General features: G+C 59.0%; 19 protein-coding genes and 1 pseudogene. 13 read left to right on the forward strand and 7 right to left on the reverse strand.

Annotated features, from left to right (window positions below; genetic code table 11):
• Nucleotides 1–93: 93 nt before the first annotated feature.
• Nucleotides 94–790: pseudogene (locus ABIB57_RS21430) on the forward strand (IS5 family transposase); the annotation flags it as partial.
• On the opposite strand, the gene ABIB57_RS21435 reads toward ABIB57_RS21430, so the two are convergent.
• Complete coding sequence (locus ABIB57_RS21435; RefSeq protein ID WP_354043282.1) at nt 715–1131, reverse strand: Fic/DOC family N-terminal domain-containing protein; 417 nt, start codon at nt 1129–1131, stop codon at nt 715–717. The pseudogene ABIB57_RS21430 and the gene ABIB57_RS21435 overlap by 76 nt on opposite strands.
• A 265-nt stretch (nt 1132–1396) precedes the next feature.
• Between ABIB57_RS21435 and ABIB57_RS21440 the strand changes: the two genes are divergently transcribed.
• Nucleotides 1397–1663 (forward strand): metal-sensing transcriptional repressor, encoded by a 267-nt coding sequence (locus tag ABIB57_RS21440; RefSeq protein ID WP_354043283.1) that lies wholly within the window; start codon nt 1397–1399, stop codon nt 1661–1663.
• Between the two features lie 399 nt (nt 1664–2062).
• On the opposite strand, the gene ABIB57_RS21445 is transcribed toward ABIB57_RS21440, so the two are convergent.
• Nucleotides 2063–2191 (reverse strand): hypothetical protein, encoded by a 129-nt coding sequence (locus ABIB57_RS21445; protein ID WP_354043284.1) that lies wholly within the window; start codon nt 2189–2191, stop codon nt 2063–2065.
• A 9-nt stretch (nt 2192–2200) separates the two neighbouring features.
• Complete coding sequence (locus ABIB57_RS21450; RefSeq protein WP_354043285.1) at nt 2201–2527, reverse strand: hypothetical protein; 327 nt, start codon at nt 2525–2527, stop codon at nt 2201–2203.
• Between the two features lie 133 nt (nt 2528–2660).
• Here ABIB57_RS21450 and ABIB57_RS21455 point away from each other — a divergent pair, with 133 nt between their 5' ends.
• Complete coding sequence (locus tag ABIB57_RS21455; RefSeq protein WP_354043286.1) at nt 2661–3026, forward strand: response regulator; 366 nt, start codon at nt 2661–2663, stop codon at nt 3024–3026.
• Nucleotides 3027–3338: 312 nt separating this feature from the next.
• On the opposite strand, the gene ABIB57_RS26875 is transcribed toward ABIB57_RS21455, so the two are convergent.
• The 3 genes from ABIB57_RS26875 to ABIB57_RS21470 all read right to left on the reverse strand — a co-directional run bounded on the left by ABIB57_RS26875 (nt 3339) and on the right by ABIB57_RS21470 (nt 5856).
• The gene (locus ABIB57_RS26875; RefSeq protein WP_502914445.1) at nt 3339–3674 is read right to left on the reverse strand and encodes a helix-turn-helix transcriptional regulator; all 336 of its coding nucleotides are present in this window, start codon (nt 3672–3674) and stop codon (nt 3339–3341) included.
• A gap of 384 nt (nt 3675–4058) precedes the next feature.
• On the reverse strand, nt 4059–5285 hold the full coding sequence (locus ABIB57_RS21465) for a type II toxin-antitoxin system HipA family toxin (RefSeq protein WP_354043287.1): 1227 nt from the start codon (nt 5283–5285) through the stop codon (nt 4059–4061).
• Nucleotides 5278–5856, reverse strand: coding sequence for a helix-turn-helix domain-containing protein (locus ABIB57_RS21470; protein WP_354043288.1), 579 nt, complete (start codon nt 5854–5856; stop codon nt 5278–5280). The genes ABIB57_RS21465 and ABIB57_RS21470 overlap by 8 nt, the downstream gene beginning before the upstream one ends.
• Nucleotides 5857–7043: 1187 nt before the next feature.
• Between ABIB57_RS21470 and ABIB57_RS21475 the strand changes: the two genes are divergently transcribed.
• The 3 genes from ABIB57_RS21475 to ABIB57_RS21485 are packed head-to-tail and all read left to right on the forward strand — an operon-like array spanning nt 7044 to nt 9593.
• Nucleotides 7044–7571, forward strand: a complete 528-nt coding sequence (locus tag ABIB57_RS21475; protein WP_354043289.1) for a PepSY domain-containing protein — start codon at nt 7044–7046, stop codon at nt 7569–7571.
• Between the two features lies 1 nt (nt 7572).
• On the forward strand, nt 7573–8235 hold the full coding sequence (locus ABIB57_RS21480; protein ID WP_354043290.1) for a response regulator transcription factor: 663 nt from the start codon (nt 7573–7575) through the stop codon (nt 8233–8235).
• Nucleotides 8236–8261: 26 nt separating this feature from the next.
• Nucleotides 8262–9593, forward strand: a complete 1332-nt coding sequence (locus ABIB57_RS21485) for a sensor histidine kinase (protein ID WP_354043291.1) — start codon at nt 8262–8264, stop codon at nt 9591–9593.
• A gap of 346 nt (nt 9594–9939) precedes the next feature.
• On the opposite strand, the gene ABIB57_RS21490 is transcribed toward ABIB57_RS21485, so the two are convergent.
• Nucleotides 9940–10131 carry a hypothetical protein gene (locus ABIB57_RS21490; RefSeq protein WP_354043292.1) on the reverse strand — a complete coding sequence of 64 codons (192 nt, stop codon included), beginning with the start codon at nt 10129–10131 and terminating at the stop codon, nt 9940–9942.
• A gap of 441 nt (nt 10132–10572) precedes the next feature.
• Between ABIB57_RS21490 and ABIB57_RS21495 the strand changes: the two genes are divergently transcribed.
• From ABIB57_RS21495 to ABIB57_RS21525, 7 genes are all read left to right on the forward strand, one after another.
• Entirely contained in the window at nt 10573–11346 is a 774-nt protein-coding gene (locus ABIB57_RS21495) for a DeoR/GlpR family DNA-binding transcription regulator (protein ID WP_354043293.1), read from the forward strand.
• Nucleotides 11347–11476: 130 nt separating this feature from the next.
• Nucleotides 11477–13018 (forward strand): glycerol-3-phosphate dehydrogenase, encoded by a 1542-nt coding sequence (glpD, locus tag ABIB57_RS21500; protein ID WP_354043294.1) that lies wholly within the window; start codon nt 11477–11479, stop codon nt 13016–13018.
• Nucleotides 13011–14093, forward strand: a complete 1083-nt coding sequence (locus tag ABIB57_RS21505; protein WP_354043295.1) for an ABC transporter ATP-binding protein — start codon at nt 13011–13013, stop codon at nt 14091–14093. Before glpD ends, ABIB57_RS21505 begins: the two co-directional genes overlap by 8 nt.
• Before the next feature lie 8 nt (nt 14094–14101).
• A complete protein-coding gene (locus ABIB57_RS21510) occupies nt 14102–15169 on the forward strand; it encodes an ABC transporter ATP-binding protein (RefSeq protein ID WP_354043296.1) in 1068 nt (355 codons plus the stop codon).
• Entirely contained in the window at nt 15169–16035 is an 867-nt protein-coding gene (locus tag ABIB57_RS21515) for a carbohydrate ABC transporter permease (RefSeq protein WP_354043297.1), read from the forward strand. The genes ABIB57_RS21510 and ABIB57_RS21515 overlap by 1 nt, the downstream gene beginning before the upstream one ends.
• Nucleotides 16036–16172: 137 nt before the next feature.
• Nucleotides 16173–16934 (forward strand): carbohydrate ABC transporter permease, encoded by a 762-nt coding sequence (locus tag ABIB57_RS21520; protein ID WP_354043376.1) that lies wholly within the window; start codon nt 16173–16175, stop codon nt 16932–16934.
• 10 nt (nt 16935–16944) lie between these two features.
• Entirely contained in the window at nt 16945–17226 is a 282-nt protein-coding gene (locus tag ABIB57_RS21525) for a DUF2160 domain-containing protein (RefSeq protein WP_354043298.1), read from the forward strand.
• The last annotated feature ends 63 nt before the right edge of the window (nt 17227–17289 follow it).

A 17289-nucleotide genomic window follows, 5' to 3' on the forward strand; every position in this document is an offset into this window, starting at 1 on the left:
AATGGGCAGCAATCCATCACTAGGCTCAGGACCCATTAAAGGGATTCACGGTTGGGCGCCGATCTGATTCACTGTCGGCAGGAGGACCCTGCCATGAGTGACCTGTTCTGGCTGACGGACAAGCAGATGCGACGGATCGAGCCGTATTTCCCTCTGTCGCACGGGATTCCACGGGTAGACGACAAGCGGTGCATATCCGGGGTCATCTTCGTCATCAGGAACGGCCTGCGCTGGCGCGACGCGCCCCAGGACTACGGCCCGCACAAGACAGTCTACAACCGGTTCGTGCGCTGGAGCCGGTTAGGGGTGTTCAATCGCATCTTCGCCGAACTGTCGGCCATGGGACCCAAGCCCGAGCGGCTGATGATCGACGCCACCCACCTCAAGGCCCACCGGACCGCGGCGAGCCTGCTCAAAAAGGGGCTGTTCCCCGACGTATCGGGCGCACCAAAGGCGGGCTGAACTCCGAGCGCCACGCGGTGTGCGACGAGAAAGGTCGTCCGCTGGTCATGCTGCCCTCCGAAGGCCAGATGAGCGACTACAAGGGTGCCGCTTTGATGATCGAAGCCCTGCCCAGAGCCAAGGCCATGCTGGGCGACAGGGGCTACGACGCCGACTGGTCCGGGCCGCCCTGATCCAGCGAGGCATCACCCCGTGCATCCCTTCAAAGGCAAACCGCAAGGTTCAGATCGACCACTACCGGATCCTCTATCGTCAGCGCCACAGGATCGAGAATAGGTTCGCCAGGCGTGTAGATGACCGTGCCGGTGTCTCGTTCATCAAGGCCGTGCCGGGTATGGCCCGAATGTCGAGTTCAACGCCTTTGATGGTACGGCAGACGGCGATCGCCGTGGATGTCGAGATAGGGCGCCGTTTGAGCGTCTCAAAACCCTCGCTGAGGGCCGTGCGATAGCGCAACGCCTCCTTCGTCGCTGGATCGGCTTGGTCGCCGACCTCGTTGGCAAACCGAAACAGCCTGTCGGTGGTAGTCACGATGTTCTCGATCTCAGAACTCGCCTGCGCCTCGAGCAGCGGGATGGAATTGATGAGGACGGCTTGGTTCGGAATGAGCTGGCCGGAAACGCGAAGTTCTGCGAGTGCTGCGCGTGCAAAGATGCACGCCTTCAGCACGGCCTTCGTCTCTAAGTCCTCGCGGGGAGGGAACGGTGGAAGATCATTTCTGGCCGGAACGACATGTCGATCAGTCCTCCTATTAACGACACATCAAGCAGACATGTCGCTAGCATCGACACATACGATAATCGTGTCGATAGAATTGAGATCTATCGACATATTGGCACTAGGACAACCTATCCTTCTTTCCCGATGATCACACCCGCATTCGCTCTGAAACATTGGCTGTTGAACTATCCCCTCCTGGGGGATAGGTAGAGGTATGAGCCACGTCAATGATCCCCAAATTCAGTTGCGCCTTCGTCGGGCGGAAGGTCACCTAAACACCGTCGTCAAGATGGTAGCAGAAGGCAAAGATGGCCTAGCCATTGCTCAGCAGATGCAGGCGGTGATCAAGGCCCTGGAAAAGGCAAAGCAGTTGATCATTATCGATCACATCGACCACCACCTGAGCGAAGGAAGTGATGCCCTCTCGCCGGAGGTCCGCGAGAAGCTCGGCGTCTTCCGCGAAATCACCAAATACCTTTAGGAGAACGTCATGGCATTTGAGACAGCCAGTGCCGTGCGCATCACGGCGGCCGCACAAACAGTTTTTATCGATGGTATGACCGTTATCTCGAGGCGTTGCCACCTTATGGCCGACGCTCGGAGACAAACACCACTGCGCTCGTTCGTAGAGGGTCTTAGAGACCCATAAATGGATGACCAGCATACTTTGGCGCGTCACGATAAAACTCGCGATGCAGTTATTGGAGGAATTTGCTCGACGCTGGAGCAGGCAGTGTCGCCGTGGCACTGAGCCTATCGATCTCGGCCTGGACGCTCACGTGGCCGCTGCTTCCATGTGAAGGTTGCGGCGACCCTGGTCCTGCGAGAGCGCGCTCGATATAAGGGAACTTCGTTAGTACCGGATTTCCCGGTTCTCTGACTATTTTGGCTTCTCATTGGGACTTGGCGGGGTTTTTCCCGGCTCGGCCACTGGCGTCTCGTCGGCGTCGCTCCCGGATTCGACGTTCTTTAAATCCGGATTGGATTTCTTCTTTTCGTTTTCTGACATGGCGACCCCTCAGTCAAAGAGTTTCAGTTCATGTGCCGCACCGTTGGCCTCGTCCATCGAAGCATCAAGTGTCGCTTTCAGTATCCGCAACTCGGCCTTGAGCCGCGGGGAGAGGTCCAGCCCCTGCCATTCGCTGAGCTTCTGCTGCCATTCGGCAACCTCCACGATCAGCTTGCGTGAACGGTCCAGGGTATCGGGATTGCTGTAAACCGCTGCCCGTTCTGCGTTCTCGGCCAGCTCGACGAGCTCGACCGTGCTTATGACCCATGTGGGCAGGGCGGTGCGAACGGTTTCGATCTCCGAGATCACTTGGGCGTCAGCTGGATATTCGCGCATATTTCGTTTCCTATTCACAGCACGGTCGTGTGCACCAATCCGGGAAGGGGACTTAAGTTGCAAGGATCGTTCTGCCAATCCATGCGTTGCCCTTCGCGCGGCTGACATTAGCAGGTGCGCGGGGCAGCCACTCATGACCGATAGGATCGCCATACTCGTCGTCGAGGACGAGGCGCTGATATTGATGGATGTCGTCGACCAGCTCGAAGCCGACGGCTTCATGGTTTACGAGGCATCGAACGCCGATACTGCTATCAAGCTGCTCGACGCTAACCCCGACATCCGACTGCTCTTCACCGATATCGACATGCCGGGGTCCATGGATGGGCTCAAGCTCGCTGCGGCTGTCCGCGACCGCTGGCCCCCGGTAAAGATCATCGTCACGTCCGGAGCTCGCATGGTCGAGACCACGGACATGCCCTGTGGCAGCATGTTCTTCTGCAAACCCTACGCCCACCTTGCCGTAGTGCGGTCGATGCGGGAATTGCTGGCCGCCTAAAGCGCAATGACCATCGGCTACTTGGTGTCGGTGCCCTAATACCGGCTGTTGTCCCGCCCGACCCGGTGGAATTGCAGCTCGCTATTGAGGTGCTTGTCGAACCGCAGGGCCTTGGCGTCTCCCCGCCTCGGGGTTAGATAAGGAACCTATCGCATAGCTGCTTAGCGGAAGAGACATTGATATCGCCATAGCCTAGGGCCGCGCGAAATCGTCGGGGTGATGGGCAAACGCCACCCCCGCTGCGGTCGTCCCCAAACAGGTGACCGATCGGCTGGTCAAAACCATCAAGTCGGACGTCCAACGTGATGGGCATCAGCGTTCCTTCACGATGAGCTCGATGCCCAGGGCGTTCAGCACCTTTAGGACTTTGCCGATTTCCGCAGTTGGCTTGCCGGATTCGAGCTCCGACACAAACCGCCGACCCACACCTGCTAGGTCGGCAAACTCCTGTTGTGTGAGCTTTTTAGCCTTTCGTCGGGTCATCACGAATTCGCCAAGCTGGTCCAGAGAACGGATCTCACGGGACACCGTCAGCTTTGCTGACAATGTTCCCTCTCCGCTAATGGCCTCGTTTAGGCACTGGTTCGTCTTGGTAGCCGCCAACTCTAAGGCAGACACTGCGTCCTTCGCTTCAGTGGGTTTCGCCATCTTCATGCTCCCGTACGGTAGCTTCGTACTAGCGGTCCGCAGTTTGCACCCGTACGGTAGCTTTGCCTTTAGCATTGGCTCAGCTCGAGAGGATACGCATTATTGCACCTTCACCGCACCGACCTCAGTTCGGCCCCGTAATGATTACGCGCCGCACCCAGGCCAGTATGTCCTCCTGCTCAGCCTTTGACCGCGTTAGGAAATCGTCGGGAATGTGCCAGGCCAGGCGCCGCCGTTCGGCAGCAGGAACTCCCTCAAGGCCGTGCCCCGATATCGCTCGGGCGCGGTGTGGCAGTTTGGATTTTAAATAACCTTCAGGAAGACGATACCGGCGCTCAATCCGCCTGAGGATCTCAAGGTTTTGGACGGTACTGGGGCCTCCGGCTAGAATTCCCGATAGATCGGGACACGCGTGGTGTGCGCATCAATTTTTTGCGCAAGCCTGCCGTTGATCGGCAGGTCCTTTTTGGCCTGCGGCCAGAGTTCCTTAAAGCGCTCTACTGTCTCTCGTGCGGCATCCATAACCAGCTTTTCTGGCAAACGCGCTCGCTCGGCTAAGCGAGCCAATTCGAGTGACGAGAATTCTGTCATCTTCTTGGTCTTTGCATATCGAAGGGCCGCAGTCCCATCGTGAGGCAGGTAGGGCAGGGTAGACAGAAAGTCATAGGCTGGCGCGAGTGTGGCCCCGCGGCCGTCCGGATAGAGCAGAGACCAATTCTTGAGGTGCATGTCGCCGTTGCCGATGATCGTGTTGAACACTACCCGCGCGATGAACTCACTGAGATCGCTTGAATCGCATTCAAGGTTGATCACGTTGGCGATGCTTCGATAGCTCCGCCTTTCGTACTTTTCGTGTGGGAAAAGACCGAAGACCTGACAGAAATCCTCCATGTGGACGGATCCATTCTGGGTCCGGTCGAAGCGCCGCACCGCGAGGGCCTGCCCCTTGAGCTCTCCGATGCCCTCCGGCATGTCTCCGATATCAGTCACGTTCAGAAGTTGAAGCTCCGGGACGTTCATGCCCATCCGTGCAGCGAAGGCCATCATCGCGTATTCGTTCTCCGGCATGCCGGCATACTGCGTCGATGGTAGCTTCACGATCCAATGTCCGCCAACCCCCTGCGCTGGGATGGTAAGTCCGCCACCTCGCCCTCGGTTCTTCAGCGCGGAGAACTTCAACTGCACACCGGCCAGTGAGAAGCGAAACCCCTTTGATACATTGTCGTCTGCGAAGGCTTCCTCGACCTCCGGCGGCAACTCCTGACCCTCCGCCGGCCTGACGGAAACGGCACCGGGAAGATCGGCTCCCAGGATCCAAAGTAGGAAGAATTCGCGGGCCGCGTTTACACCGGCTCGCTTAGCGAGGTAGTCCCGCAGCGGCCCTTCGGGGAGCAGGTTCGAAAAGAAGGGAGGGACCACGCGTGTCACGGATGTCACGTCGCTAATCAGGTTCCCAAACTCGTCCTTGAACGACAGACTGAGCGTTTGCCGGTTCCTGTCGGCGATGTAGTCTTCGTTGAAGGCAAACAGGCTGCGCAGCCCTTGGACCAACGTGATGGTGCCAATAGGCCGGTCATTCAGCAACACATCTAGCACGGAAACATCAGGCATCGTCGTCCTCGTCTTCCCCGTAAGCCGATCGGACGGTAGCTGGTGGCTGGTGAATAATGTTGTTGCGCAAGCGACGAAGCCTTTCCCCGACCTCCCTGACAACTGGAGAGGCTTGTGGGCTCGCCTGATGATCGCGCAAGGTATTCAGGGCGTCGGTGACCTGGTTGAGCTCATCTGCCCTTACGTTGAGGCGACGCATGTCTCGCAGCGTCGCTCCGATCTTCAAAAGGTCTGGCTGTTCGCCGTATTGCGCGGTGAGCTTCTTGACCAGACGTTCGCCTCGCTTGAGCTCGGTTAGCATCGCCGACCCTGTCTCCGGGGTGAGCGCGCCGGGATTGGTAGGTGACCTCATGATCCCGATTACGGCAGGAATATATCGCTTGGGAACAAGCATCAATTCCAGGTCAAGTGCCCTTGCCAGCTGCACGACCGTATTGATCCCCGGCTCTGTGCTGCCATTTTCGATGAGGGAGATATTACTCTGCGTTAGACCGGTGCGCGCGCTCAGCTCACGCTGGCTTAGGTGGTTTTCTGCACGCGCTCGGCGCAACTGTTCGATGAGAATTTGCATGATACTCAATTTGATATCAAACTAGCGATCGGATATCTCACTAGATATCGAGTATTTCTAAAACGCAAGTTCCATACGTTATGTGAGATCAGTGCCTAAACATGATACTTAACTAGGTAACATCTCGGTAATCAGGTCGAAGGGGTAGCCCCCCGCCATCCTCGATCCGAAGGTGAGGTTGGATGGCACTTTTGTTGGCGATTTGCCAGCCATGGCGGGGCTCGCGGACTAGGTCGATCGTGATCGAGACCGGTGTGCCCCGCGTCGCAAAGCCGACCTTAACCTGAGCTTGGTCCGCGGTTTCACTGGCAAGCTAAGTGCGGAAATTCCGCGGCTCCCAGTTCGGACCACTTACGATCGGGTCAAAGCAAAGCGCTTTGAACTCGGAAATTCCGACCTTGCCTGACATCTGCCGGGTCAGGTCGTCTGATAAACATGGCGTAAGCTCAGCGATCGACAGGCCGTCGAAATAACTGTTGTACAGTGTCTCCACAAGGTCAGTTGGAGAGTCGAACTGCTGGCCAAACGCTGTCGTGACAATGGCGGCCCACTCGTAAAAGCGGACTATTGAAAGACGTATCCCGTTCGTTACGACACGCTGGTCCATAGGTAGGTGAGACGAGCATGACCCAACCACCGTATTAAGCAGACGACCGTGACAATCCAGGCCAGCGCGACAAGGACGGCTCGCTTTCGGGAATGGGCTTGACTGTATTCACCTTGAATTACGTTTCCCCAGGCCGAGGCGTACACTCCAAGGCGAGACCGGCCCAGGTACGAGTGCGGAATTGATCAGCATGTCGACTGAATAGCTTTTATCGGGATGGGCCAGGCGGTTTCGGCCAAGTGCTGTTGGCCTTCTACCGTCTGGGCGTAAGGCGCATCGCAGTCGGCGTCGGAAAAGCCGGCAACCGCCATTGTCCAGGTCTTCAGCAAAGCGCGGTAATTGCCGAGGAAGTTGTCGGCCTCTTGACCGGTCAGCGGCGATCCAAATGGCCAGATTGGCGGAAAATGCCGGCATCGACACCAGGGGCAGTGATGTCGATGCCGGAGGCGGTTCACTGACGATCAAGAACGGCATGGGACCTCGTGCGTCAACAATACGAGGCTAGCGGGGCCGGGGTGATGGAACCGTGACCCCTCTTGTCAGCGTTTTGTCAGCAAGAGGGGTTTAAACCAGGGCCATCATGAACCGCAGATCCGCAATCGCAATCCTGGTCAGTACCGCCGCGTTGGTCATGTCCACGTCTTCATGGGCGCAGGGCAACGGCAATGGGAACGATGGTGGAAATGGGAACGGTAACGGTAACGATGGAAGTAACGGCAACGTAAATGCCAACGGTCACCATGACGGCAATGCCGGCGATAACGGCAATGGCCATGACAAAGGAAATGATGGGAGCGCGGACACCAACGGCAACGGGAAGGGGAACGGCCAAGGTCGTAACACCGAAGGGTCTGGCAACCCTACCAGTGCGGACGACAAGGTCGAATTATCCGAAAGCGAAGTCCTGGCCGCAGTCCAGGCGGGCAGCGCAGTATCCCTTGAAACTCTGCTGCCGGATGTGAGAACTCGGACAGGAGGCGAGATCATCGATGCCCAATTGCAGCAAGCCCGCGGCTTCCTGCTCTACGCGGTGACAGTCCTGACCCCAGGGGGAAAGGTCGTGACCGAATATTACTATGCCCGCTCTGGTATACATGTGGGGAACTGACATGAGGGTGCTAGTGGCGGAGGATGACGACAGGATCGCCGAGACGCTGACGACGTCGCTGGAGCGCGCGGGGTTTCGGGTCGAGCGCGAGCGCGATGGCGAGGTTGCCTGGTATCGCGGCGACAGCGAAACCTATGATGTGATTATCCTCGATCTCGGTTTGCCGCAAATGGATGGCCTTACGGTCCTTAAGCGGTGGCGCAGCGCTGGCCGGCTAACCCCCGTCCTTATCCTGACCGCCCGTGGCCAATGGGAAGAACGGGTCGACGGGATCGAAGCCGGCGCCGACGACTATGTGGTCAAGCCCTTCCACGTCCAAGAAATCGTGGCACGCCTGCGAGCGCTGGTTCGACGCGCGAATGGCCTAGCCACGTCGCGTGTTCAATTCGGCAAATACCTGCTGGACCTCCGCATCATGGAAGTTTCGGCCGACGGCATGCCGATGGAGCTGACGCCGCAGGAGTTCAAACTTGTCTCCTATCTCGTGCATCGGCGAGGGCAGGTAATATCGCAACTCGAAATTACCGAGCACATCTACAATCAGGACTACGAGCGCGATTCCAATGCTGTAGAAGTGCTGGTCGCTCGCGTCCGCAAGCGGTTGGGTGCCGACGTCATTAAAACCCGCAGGGGGTTCGGTTACGCCCTCGGTGACGGATATTGAGCCTTCACTCCCTCCGACTACGCCTGATGGTCTTGGCAGTGTTTTGGGTGGTCGTATCCCTACTCGCAGCAGGTATCGCGCTACAATATCTGTTCAACATCAATATCGAGCGTTCGACACGCGAAGACATGGATGCGGCCCTCAAGCGTGTCGCCGCCGTCATCGTGCCGTCGAGCGATATGCCCTTTCTTAGTTCGCCGCTGCCTGACCCGCGATATTCGACACCGTTCGGCGGTCGCTATTGGCAGATCGAGGCACTTGATACCGGCCAGATCGCCCGCTCCCGCTCGCTATGGGATTTTGTCGTCGACGCACCGGCCGCCGATGATGTCGTGTATCACCAGGCAGGCCCCGATGGGCGCCAGCTTATCCTTTTGACCCGTCGGTTGGAGATTACCACCGACGCGGTTGCCCGGCCATATCGGGTGACCGTCGGGCAGGACCATGGGTCGATCCAGGAAGCGGGCCAGCGCTTTGCAAGCGACGTTACGCAGGTGCTCATTGTATTGGGTATCCTTATTATCGCGGCAGCCTGGCTGCAGATCAGGCTTGGCCTATCGCCGATTAAAGGAGTCAGACAGGCAGTCGAAGGCGTGCGGCGGGGCGAAGTGACGCGGCTGGAAGGTCGATTTCCGACTGAGCTGACACCGCTGGTGCAGGAGGTCAACGGCCTGCTTGACGCCCGCGACGCGATGATGGAGCGGGCTAGGGCCCGTGCTGCTGACTTGGCACACGGTCTAAAGACGCCGCTGGCCGCGGTCCACGGGATTGCCGAACGCCTCCGCGATAAGGGCAACGAGGCCGAAGCCGATCTGTTGCAGGATCTCAGCGTCGAAATGTCGGGCCGCATCGACTACCAAATGCGCCTTGCCACCTTGCGCGTCCGCACGTCCGCCCATTCGATGCGATCTTCGCTGAATACGTCGATCATCCGTACGCTGACCGTGCTCAAGAAAACCGGTCGTGGGGAAAGCTTGCATTGGGTGGCAGATCTTGCCGAGGACTGTTGGGTGGACGTGCATCGCCAGGATCTGATGGAATTGGTCGGCATCACGCTGGAGAATGCCGCGAAGTGGGCGTCGAGCCGGGTCGTGATCCGTAGCATGCGCAAGGGTGATCACGCGGTACTGGAAATTTGTGACGATGGTCCCGGCATTCCAGCCCAACAACTGCGGTCTCTGGGCAAGCGTGGTGTCCGATTGGATGAGTCGCTTCCGGGCTCGGGCCTTGGCCTGGCGATCGCCGCCGAGATTCTCGACATCAACCGCGGCAGCATGGCGTTTGGCGAGGCACCGGGAGGGGGCCTTGTGGTGACCCTCACACTGCCGATGTCCAAAGCGTTGCCTCCGCCGGCCTAGTCCTCGACATCCCGATCCATCTCGAGCGCGAGACGCATCGGCAACGTTATGCGTACTGGCGATGAGCCCGGCCGCAGCTAGGCAAGATATGAGCAGGATCAAACCCATCACTATCGGGACCATCATCATCTGCATTGCTCCGGGATTGGAAGAAGTCAGCGAGAGGGCGCTGCCTCGGGATTAATACGCGTCGTCGGGGTGGTATTCGGTCTTTCGTGGCTTTGGGTTTCGATTTTTGGGGTGAGCAAAAGGGATCCCCAGCGTCGCGGTAATCGCAACTTGCGCGATCACCCTTCGCGTCCGACGCCTATGCATGAGTGGCGTCAAGATCGTTACTTGGTAACGGTCACATTCGGCAGTCAACACTGAATGCGTCGCCGTTGCTGGAAATGCCGCCGTTGACCAGCCACAGGATCAGCAACACGGCGATAACGAGCGCGATGATCCCACCAATAATACCCAAAGGGCTAATCCCGCCGCCGCCCACTACGGTTTCGCTGGGGTTGCGTTCGATAAGTGTTTCGTGTTGGGGCCTCAAAGGTGTTATCCCTTAAGACAAAACCCAGACGCAAACGAGTTAAATTTATAAAACAAAATCAATAGATTAATGTAAAAGCGTTGGCGGTTTCAGTCCATTCATCCACGGGTTGAAAGCGATCGACTGGACCAGATGTTTTTGCAACTCCTTCGCAAGGTTGATGTCGCGTGTCTGGTTTGCGTCACTGCTGTGAAACCCAACATAGGATGAGCATTTGTCCCGATAGTTGGCACTCGATTCTCGCAACAGTTTGGCACTCGTGACAGGGGAGCTACCTGGGCAGTCACTATCGATACTGTTGCAGAGCTCGGTCACCCGCGTCGTCGGCGTTCGCGCGGCGGGTTGCTGTCATCCCGGAGGCAATTATTGCTGAAGGTTCCGCTTCATCTGCCTTTCGGTTTGTAGTAGGAGAGGTTCAGAACGAAACCTGATGTGCTGTTAATGGATATCGATACCCGTCATCTGGCTATTATCGAAAAAGCTAAATCGCGAGGCCGTGTTCTGGTCGATGATCTGGCTCGCGAATTTGCAATATCGGTTCAGACCGTCCGCAAGGACTTGAACGAAATATGCAACAAGGGTCTCTTGAAGCGCAGCCATGGCGGCGCCGTGTTCCCCTCCGGCGTTGAGAACATGGAATACGAATCTCGACGCCATATTGCCGCCAGGGAGAAGGATGCCATCGGTCGCGCCGCGGCAGCATTGGTTCCAAACAACTCTTCCCTGTTCATCAATATTGGTACAACCACTGAAGCCGTTGGCCAGGCGTTGCTCGACCACACCGGCATGATGGTCATCACCAATAATATTAACGTTGCCAATAGGATGAGAATCTATCCGAACGTAGAAGTCGTGATTGCAAGCGGCATCGTGCGCGGCTCGGACGGCGGCATCGTCGGAGAGGCGGCAGTTGATTTCATCAAGCAATTCAAGGTCGACTATGCGGTGATCGGCGTCTCGGCGATTGACGAGGATGGTGCCTTGCTTGACTTCGACTACCGGGAGGTCAAGGTCGCGCAGGCCATCATCGCCAATGCGAGGCATGTTATTCTGGTGTCAGATTCCACCAAATTTGAGCGCACAGCGCCCGTGCGCATCGCGCACCTGTCCCAGGTCAACACCTTCATTACCGATCGGTGCACTCTTGCCTCGATCCACGCCATATGCGCGGGTGCCGGCGTGAATCTTATCGAGACAGACCCGCTAATGGACTGACGCGGCTGAATTTTTATCGTAGCGCAATTGCGCGCGTTTTTACTTCGATTGACATTCGATTTCCTTTCGTCTTACCTTTCGAGTGCTCCCAATGACTGGATAACCAGCGCGGAGCACGAGGGAGGGCGACTTGGATAGCACCCGCGTCCATGACATCTTTGTCATTGGTGGTGGCATTAACGGCTGCGGCATAGCCCGCGACGCCGCCGGCCGGGGCTATGACGTCTTTCTCGCCGAGATGAACGACCTGGCATCGGGCACTTCGTCGGCAGCCACCAAGCTTATCCATGGCGGCTTGCGCTACCTCGAGCACTATGAATTTCGCCTCGTGCGTGAAGCGCTCGCGGAGCGGGAAGTGCTGTGGGCTGCAGCGCCGCACATCATCTGGCCATTGCGGCTTGTGCTGCCTTACCACAAGGGTCTGCGCCCAGAATGGCTGCTGCGGCTCGGCCTGTTTATCTATGACCACCTGGGTGGTCGTAAACTTCTGCCCGCCACCAGAACCCTGGATATGGGCACCGATCCGGCCGGCGAGCCGCTGCAACCGCTTTACGACAAGGCGTTTGAATATTCTGATTGCTGGGTAAACGACGCGCGCATGGTGGTGCTTGCCGCCCGTGACGCCGCCGATCGGGGCGCCACGATCCGCACTCGCACAGCCGTGGTTTCAGCCCGGCAGCACGACGGCATATGGGCAATCACCACGCGCGACATGCTGACTGGAGCCACGCAAGTGGTCGAGGCTCGCCTGCTGATCAATGCGTCGGGCCCCTGGGTCGATCAGGTATTGTCCCAGATGCTGGGTCAGAACAGCGCTGGTAATGTCCGGCTGGTGCAGGGTAGCCATATCGTCGTGCGCAAGCTCTATGCGCATGATCGTTGCTACATGTTTCAGAATTCCGATGGCCGCATCATCTTCGCCATCCCCTACGAGACCGACTTCACCCTGATCGGCACCACCGACCAGGACTATGCGGGTGACCCACGCGATGTTCGGATCAGCAATGGCGAGATCGATTATTTGACCAAGGCGGCGAGCGAATATTTCGCCAAGCCGGTGACTCACAGCGATATCGTCTGGAGCTATTCCGGTGTCCGGCCACTGTATGCCGATGGCGCCAGCAAGGCGCAAGAAGCCACGCGAGACTACGTGCTCAAGACCGTCGCAAGCGAAGGCGCCGCGCCGCTCATCAATGTGATCGGTGGCAAGTTGACCACCTTCCGCCGCTTGGCCGAGACGGCTCTGCAAAAGGTTGAAGCGCTGATCGGTGCAAAGGGGCCGGCCTGGACCCGCACTGCCAGATTGCCTGGCGGCGATTTTCCGGCCACCGGATTTGCGGCTGCCGTTGCGGCGCTCAAGTCCAGATACCCGTTTCTTGACACTGCCTATGCAACCCGGTTGGTCCGCCTCTATGGCACACGCGCGGTTGTCGTGTTGGGTGCGGCTCAGGGCTATGCCGATCTGGGCCGCCATTTCGGCGCCGATCTCTACGAAGCCGAAGTTCGCTACCTCATCGACCACGAATGGGCAGTGACCAGCGACGATATTCTCTGGCGCCGCACCAAGCGCGGCCTGCTCGGCCAAGCCATCAGGGTCGCCGATCTCGACGCGTTCTTGGCCGCTCAACACGCGGTCCCCTCATCAATCGGCAAGGAGCAGAAACTTGCTTGAGCTCAGGAACATCACCAAGATCGCCGGCGCCGAAACCCATATTTCGGACGTCTCACTCAAGCTCGAGCGCGGCACACTCAACGTGCTGCTTGGACCCACCCTGTCGGGCAAGACCAGCCTGATGCGGCTGATGGCCGGCCTCGACAAACCCAATAGCGGTACCCTGCATTTCGATGGCGTCGACGTCACCGGCGTGGCGCCACAGAAGCGCGACATCGCCATGGTGTTCCAGCAGTTCATCAACTATCCGACCATGACGGTGTACGAGAACATTGCCTCGCCGATGCGCGTCGCCGGGGCCAATCGCAAAGCCATCGACGAGGCGGTGCAGCGCGCTGCCGCATTGATGAAATTGACGCCCTACCTTGAGCGCACACCGCTCAATCTCTCGGGCGGCCAGCAGCAGCGGTGCGCGCTGGCGCGCGCCATCGTCAAGAATGCGGGCCTCGTGTTGCTCGACGAGCCGCTGGCCAATCTCGACTACAAGCTGCGCGAGGAATTGCGGGCCGAATTGCCCCGCATCTTCGCCGAAGCCGGTACCATCTTTGTTTACGCCACCACCGAGCCATCCGAGGCCCTTCTGCTGGGCGGCAATACCGCTACGCTATCGCAGGGCCGCGTAACCCAGTTTGGCAAGACCATCGAAGTATTCCGCCAGCCCAATGATCTGATAACCGCCCAGACCTTCTCCGATCCACCGCTCAACACCGTCGTCATGCGTAAGGCCGGAGACAGGTTCGTGCTCGATGGTGGCATTGCATTCCCGGTGCCTGCTCATCTGGGGGAAATCGGCGAGAGCGCCTACACCATCGGCTTCCAGCCCCATCATCTGTCGCTGAGCCCCGCGGGCGCGGCGCCGGTCGCGATCAAGGCCAAAGTGATGGCGATGGAGATCACCGGCTCCGAAAGCTTCGTGCATTTGCGCTATGCCGATGCGCGCTGGGTCATGCTGACACCGGGCATCAAGCAATTCGAGACCGACGAAGAAATCGAGGTCTTCCTCGATCCGCGTGTCCTCTTGGTATTCGACGGCCAAGGCCGTTCCGTCACCACCCAACGCAAACTGGCGGCATAGGAGCGATCATGGCTCGTATCGATCTCGACCACATTCGCCACTCCTATCTGCGCAATCCGACCAGGGATGCCGATTTCGCACTGAAGGAAGTCCATCAAAGCTTCGAGGATGGCGGCGCCTACGCGCTGCTTGGCCCGTCGGGCTGCGGCAAGACCAGCCTGCTCAACATCATTTCGGGCCTGCTGCACCCCTCGCGCGGCAGCCTGCTGTTCGATGGCAAGGATGTCACTGCCCTCACGCCCGAGCAGCGCAACATCGCCCAGGTGTTCCAGTTCCCGGTGGTCTACGACACCATGACGGTCTACGACAATCTGGCTTTCCCGCTGCGCAATCGCGGCTTTTCGCCGGCCGATGTCGATCGCCGCGTCAAGGAGACGCTGGAGATGATCGACCTCGGCGATCGTGCCAACAAGAAGGCGCGCGGCCTGACCGCCGACCAGAAGCAGAAGATTTCGCTCGGCCGGGGCCTGGTGCGGTCCGACGTCAACGCCATCCTGTTCGACGAGCCGCTGACGGTCATCGACCCGCACATGAAATGGGTGCTGCGCAGCCAACTCAAGGCCCTGCACAAGCGTTTCGGCTACACCATGGTGTATGTCACCCACGACCAGACCGAGGCGCTGACCTTCGCCGATACCGTCGTCGTAATGTACGAGGGCGAGATCGTGCAGATCGGCACCCCCAGCGAACTATTCGAGCGGCCCAGCCATACCTTCGTGGGCTATTTCATCGGCTCTCCCGGCATGAACGTGTTCCCCGTGGCGCTAGACGGCTCGACGGCAAAGCTCGGCGCGCAGACCGTGGCTTTGCCCGGCTCGCTCAAGCCGACCGATGCCAGGACCGAACTGGGCGTTCGTCCCGAATATGTCCGCCTCGGCGGCGAAGGCCTGCCGGTCACCATCCGCGCCATCGAAGACATCGGGCGCCACAAGATCGTGCGGGCGACCCTCGAAGGGCACGAGTTTGCGGCCATCGTTTCCGAGCACGGCGAAATTCCTGCCGAACCGCGCGTCACCTTCGATCCCAAGGGCATCAACATCTACGCCGATAGCTGGCGCCAGGAGCTCGTGGCCTGATGGAAAGAACCTGGAACAACAAGGCCTGGTTTCTGGTGCTGCCGGTGCTGCTGCTGGTGGCCTTCTCGGCCATCATTCCGCTTATGACGGTGGTCAACTATTCGGTGCAGGATACCTTCGGCAACAACGTCTTCTTCTGGGTCGGCATCGATTGGTTCGACGAATTGCTGCACTCGCCGCGCTTCTGGGCGGCACTGGCGCGCAACCTCGTATTCTCCGGCATCATCCTCGCCATTCAGGTGCCGCTCGGCATCTTCATCGCCCTCAATATGCCCAAGGTGGGCTGGGGCGTGCCGGTGTGCCTGGTGCTGATGGCCCTGCCGCTGCTGATCCCGTGGAACGTCGTCGGCATGATCTGGCAGGTGTTCGGGCGCGTCGATATCGGCCTGCTCGGCCACACGCTCGAAGCCATCGGCATCGACTACAACTACGTGCAGGACCCGATCGATGCCTGGATCACCATCATCGTCATGGATATCTGGCACTGGACCTCGCTGGTCGTGCTGCTGTGCTATGCCGGACTGGTCTCGATCCCCGACGCCTACTACCAGGCGGCCAAGATCGACGGCGCCTCGCGCTGGAGCGTGTTCCGCTACATCCAGCTGCCCAAGATGCATCGCGTGCTGCTGATTGCCGTGCTGCTGCGCTTCATGGATAGCTTCATGATCTATACCGAGCCCTTCGTCGTCACCGGCGGCGGTCCCGGCAATGAGACCACCTTCCTGTCCATCGACCTGGTCAAGATGGCCGTGGGGCAGTTTGACGTCGGCCCGGCCGCGGCTATGTCGCTGGTCTATTTCCTCATCGTGCTGCTGCTCAGCTGGGTGTTCTACACCGTGATGACCAATTACGGACAGGAGAGCTGAGCGTGACCGATACCCTCGCCGCCAGCACGCGCGCCGATGCGGCCTCGCCGCAGGATGCCGCCCAAGCCAAGGCATTGCGCCGCTCCCGCCGCCGCACAGCGCCCCGCGCCGCCTGGATCGTGCCGACGATCTATATCATGTTCCTGCTCATGCCGATCTACTGGCTCGTTAACATGAGCTTCAAGACCAATACCGAGATCACCTCGGCGTTCACGCTGTTTCCGCGCGATTTCACCCTGCACAATTATCAGGTGATCTTCACCGACCCGAGCTGGTACAAAGGCTACATCAACTCAATTATCTATGTGGTGATGAACACCGCAATCTCGGTTGCTGCCGCCCTACCGGCTGCCTACGCTTTCTCGCGCTACCGGTTCCTCGGCGATAAGCACCTGTTCTTCTGGCTCCTGACCAACCGCATGGCCCCGCCGGCAGTGTTCGTGCTGCCGTTCTTCCAGCTCTATTCAGCCTTCGGGCTGATCGACACGCATATCGCCGTGGCTCTGGCCCATTGCCTGTTCAACGTCCCCCTGGCGGTATGGATCCTCGAAGGCTTCATGAGCGGCGTGCCTAAAGAGATCGACGAAACCGCCTATATCGACGGCTATTCGTTCCCGCGCTTTTTCCTGCGCATCTTCATGCCTCTGATTGCCTCGGGCATCGGGGTAGCCTGCTTTTTCTGCTTCATGTTCTCTTGGGTCGAACTGCTGATCGCGCGCACCCTGACCACCACCGACGCCAAGCCGATCGCGGCCATCATGACCCGCACCGTCTCGGCTTCCGGCATGGATTGGGGCGTGCTGGCGGCCGCCGGTGCACTGACCATCATCCCGGGCGCCCTCGTGATCTATTTCGTCCGCAACTACATCGCCAAGGGCTTCGCCCTGGGCCGCGTCTGAGGAGCCTGCGATGAACTTTTCATGGATGGCCTGGACGCTGCCGACGGCACTGTTCTTCGGAACCATCGTCGTCTTGCTGATCGGCATGGCGGTCTGGGAATATTTTTCGCCGGGCGGCAATCCTCGCCACGGCATCCTGCGCTTCGAAACCACGCGTGGGGATCGCCTGTTCATCTCGCTGCTCGGCAGCGGATTCATCAATCTGGCATGGTTGGGGCTCGTCGGGCCGCAGCTGTGGTGGGCACTGGCCCTATCGCTGGTCTACGCAGTGTGCGTGTTCCGGTTTGTCTAGGGCAGACGAAAGCGAGGAGCGGGCGCCGGCAAGCCACCGCTCCTCGGCATACCAATCCAAGGG

It is taken from the genome of Devosia sp. UYZn731 (assembly GCF_040546795.1).
In the GTDB taxonomy this organism is placed as follows: Bacteria; Pseudomonadota; Alphaproteobacteria; order Rhizobiales; family Devosiaceae; genus Devosia.

Coding starts and splice junctions, on each gene's coding strand:
- ABIB57_RS21440 (WP_354043283.1), top strand. CDS start 1,397: ATGAGCCACGTCAATGATCCCCAAATTCAGTTGCGCCTTCGTCGGGCG.
- ABIB57_RS21495 (WP_354043293.1), top strand. CDS start 10,573: ATGGATATCGATACCCGTCATCTGGCTATTATCGAAAAAGCTAAATCG.
- ABIB57_RS21525 (WP_354043298.1), top strand. CDS start 16,945: ATGAACTTTTCATGGATGGCCTGGACGCTGCCGACGGCACTGTTCTTC.
- ABIB57_RS26875 (WP_502914445.1), bottom strand. CDS start 3,674: ATGGCGAAACCCACTGAAGCGAAGGACGCAGTGTCTGCCTTAGAGTTG.
- ABIB57_RS21445 (WP_354043284.1), bottom strand. CDS start 2,191: ATGTCAGAAAACGAAAAGAAGAAATCCAATCCGGATTTAAAGAACGTC.
- ABIB57_RS21475 (WP_354043289.1), top strand. CDS start 7,044: ATGAACCGCAGATCCGCAATCGCAATCCTGGTCAGTACCGCCGCGTTG.
- ABIB57_RS21510 (WP_354043296.1), top strand. CDS start 14,102: ATGGCTCGTATCGATCTCGACCACATTCGCCACTCCTATCTGCGCAAT.
- ABIB57_RS21485 (WP_354043291.1), top strand. CDS start 8,262: ATGGTCTTGGCAGTGTTTTGGGTGGTCGTATCCCTACTCGCAGCAGGT.
- ABIB57_RS21470 (WP_354043288.1), bottom strand. CDS start 5,856: ATGCAAATTCTCATCGAACAGTTGCGCCGAGCGCGTGCAGAAAACCAC.
- ABIB57_RS21480 (WP_354043290.1), top strand. CDS start 7,573: ATGAGGGTGCTAGTGGCGGAGGATGACGACAGGATCGCCGAGACGCTG.
- ABIB57_RS21450 (WP_354043285.1), bottom strand. CDS start 2,527: ATGCGCGAATATCCAGCTGACGCCCAAGTGATCTCGGAGATCGAAACC.
- ABIB57_RS21515 (WP_354043297.1), top strand. CDS start 15,169: ATGGAAAGAACCTGGAACAACAAGGCCTGGTTTCTGGTGCTGCCGGTG.
- ABIB57_RS21455 (WP_354043286.1), top strand. CDS start 2,661: ATGACCGATAGGATCGCCATACTCGTCGTCGAGGACGAGGCGCTGATA.
- ABIB57_RS21465 (WP_354043287.1), bottom strand. CDS start 5,285: ATGCCTGATGTTTCCGTGCTAGATGTGTTGCTGAATGACCGGCCTATT.
- ABIB57_RS21520 (WP_354043376.1), top strand. CDS start 16,173: ATGTTCCTGCTCATGCCGATCTACTGGCTCGTTAACATGAGCTTCAAG.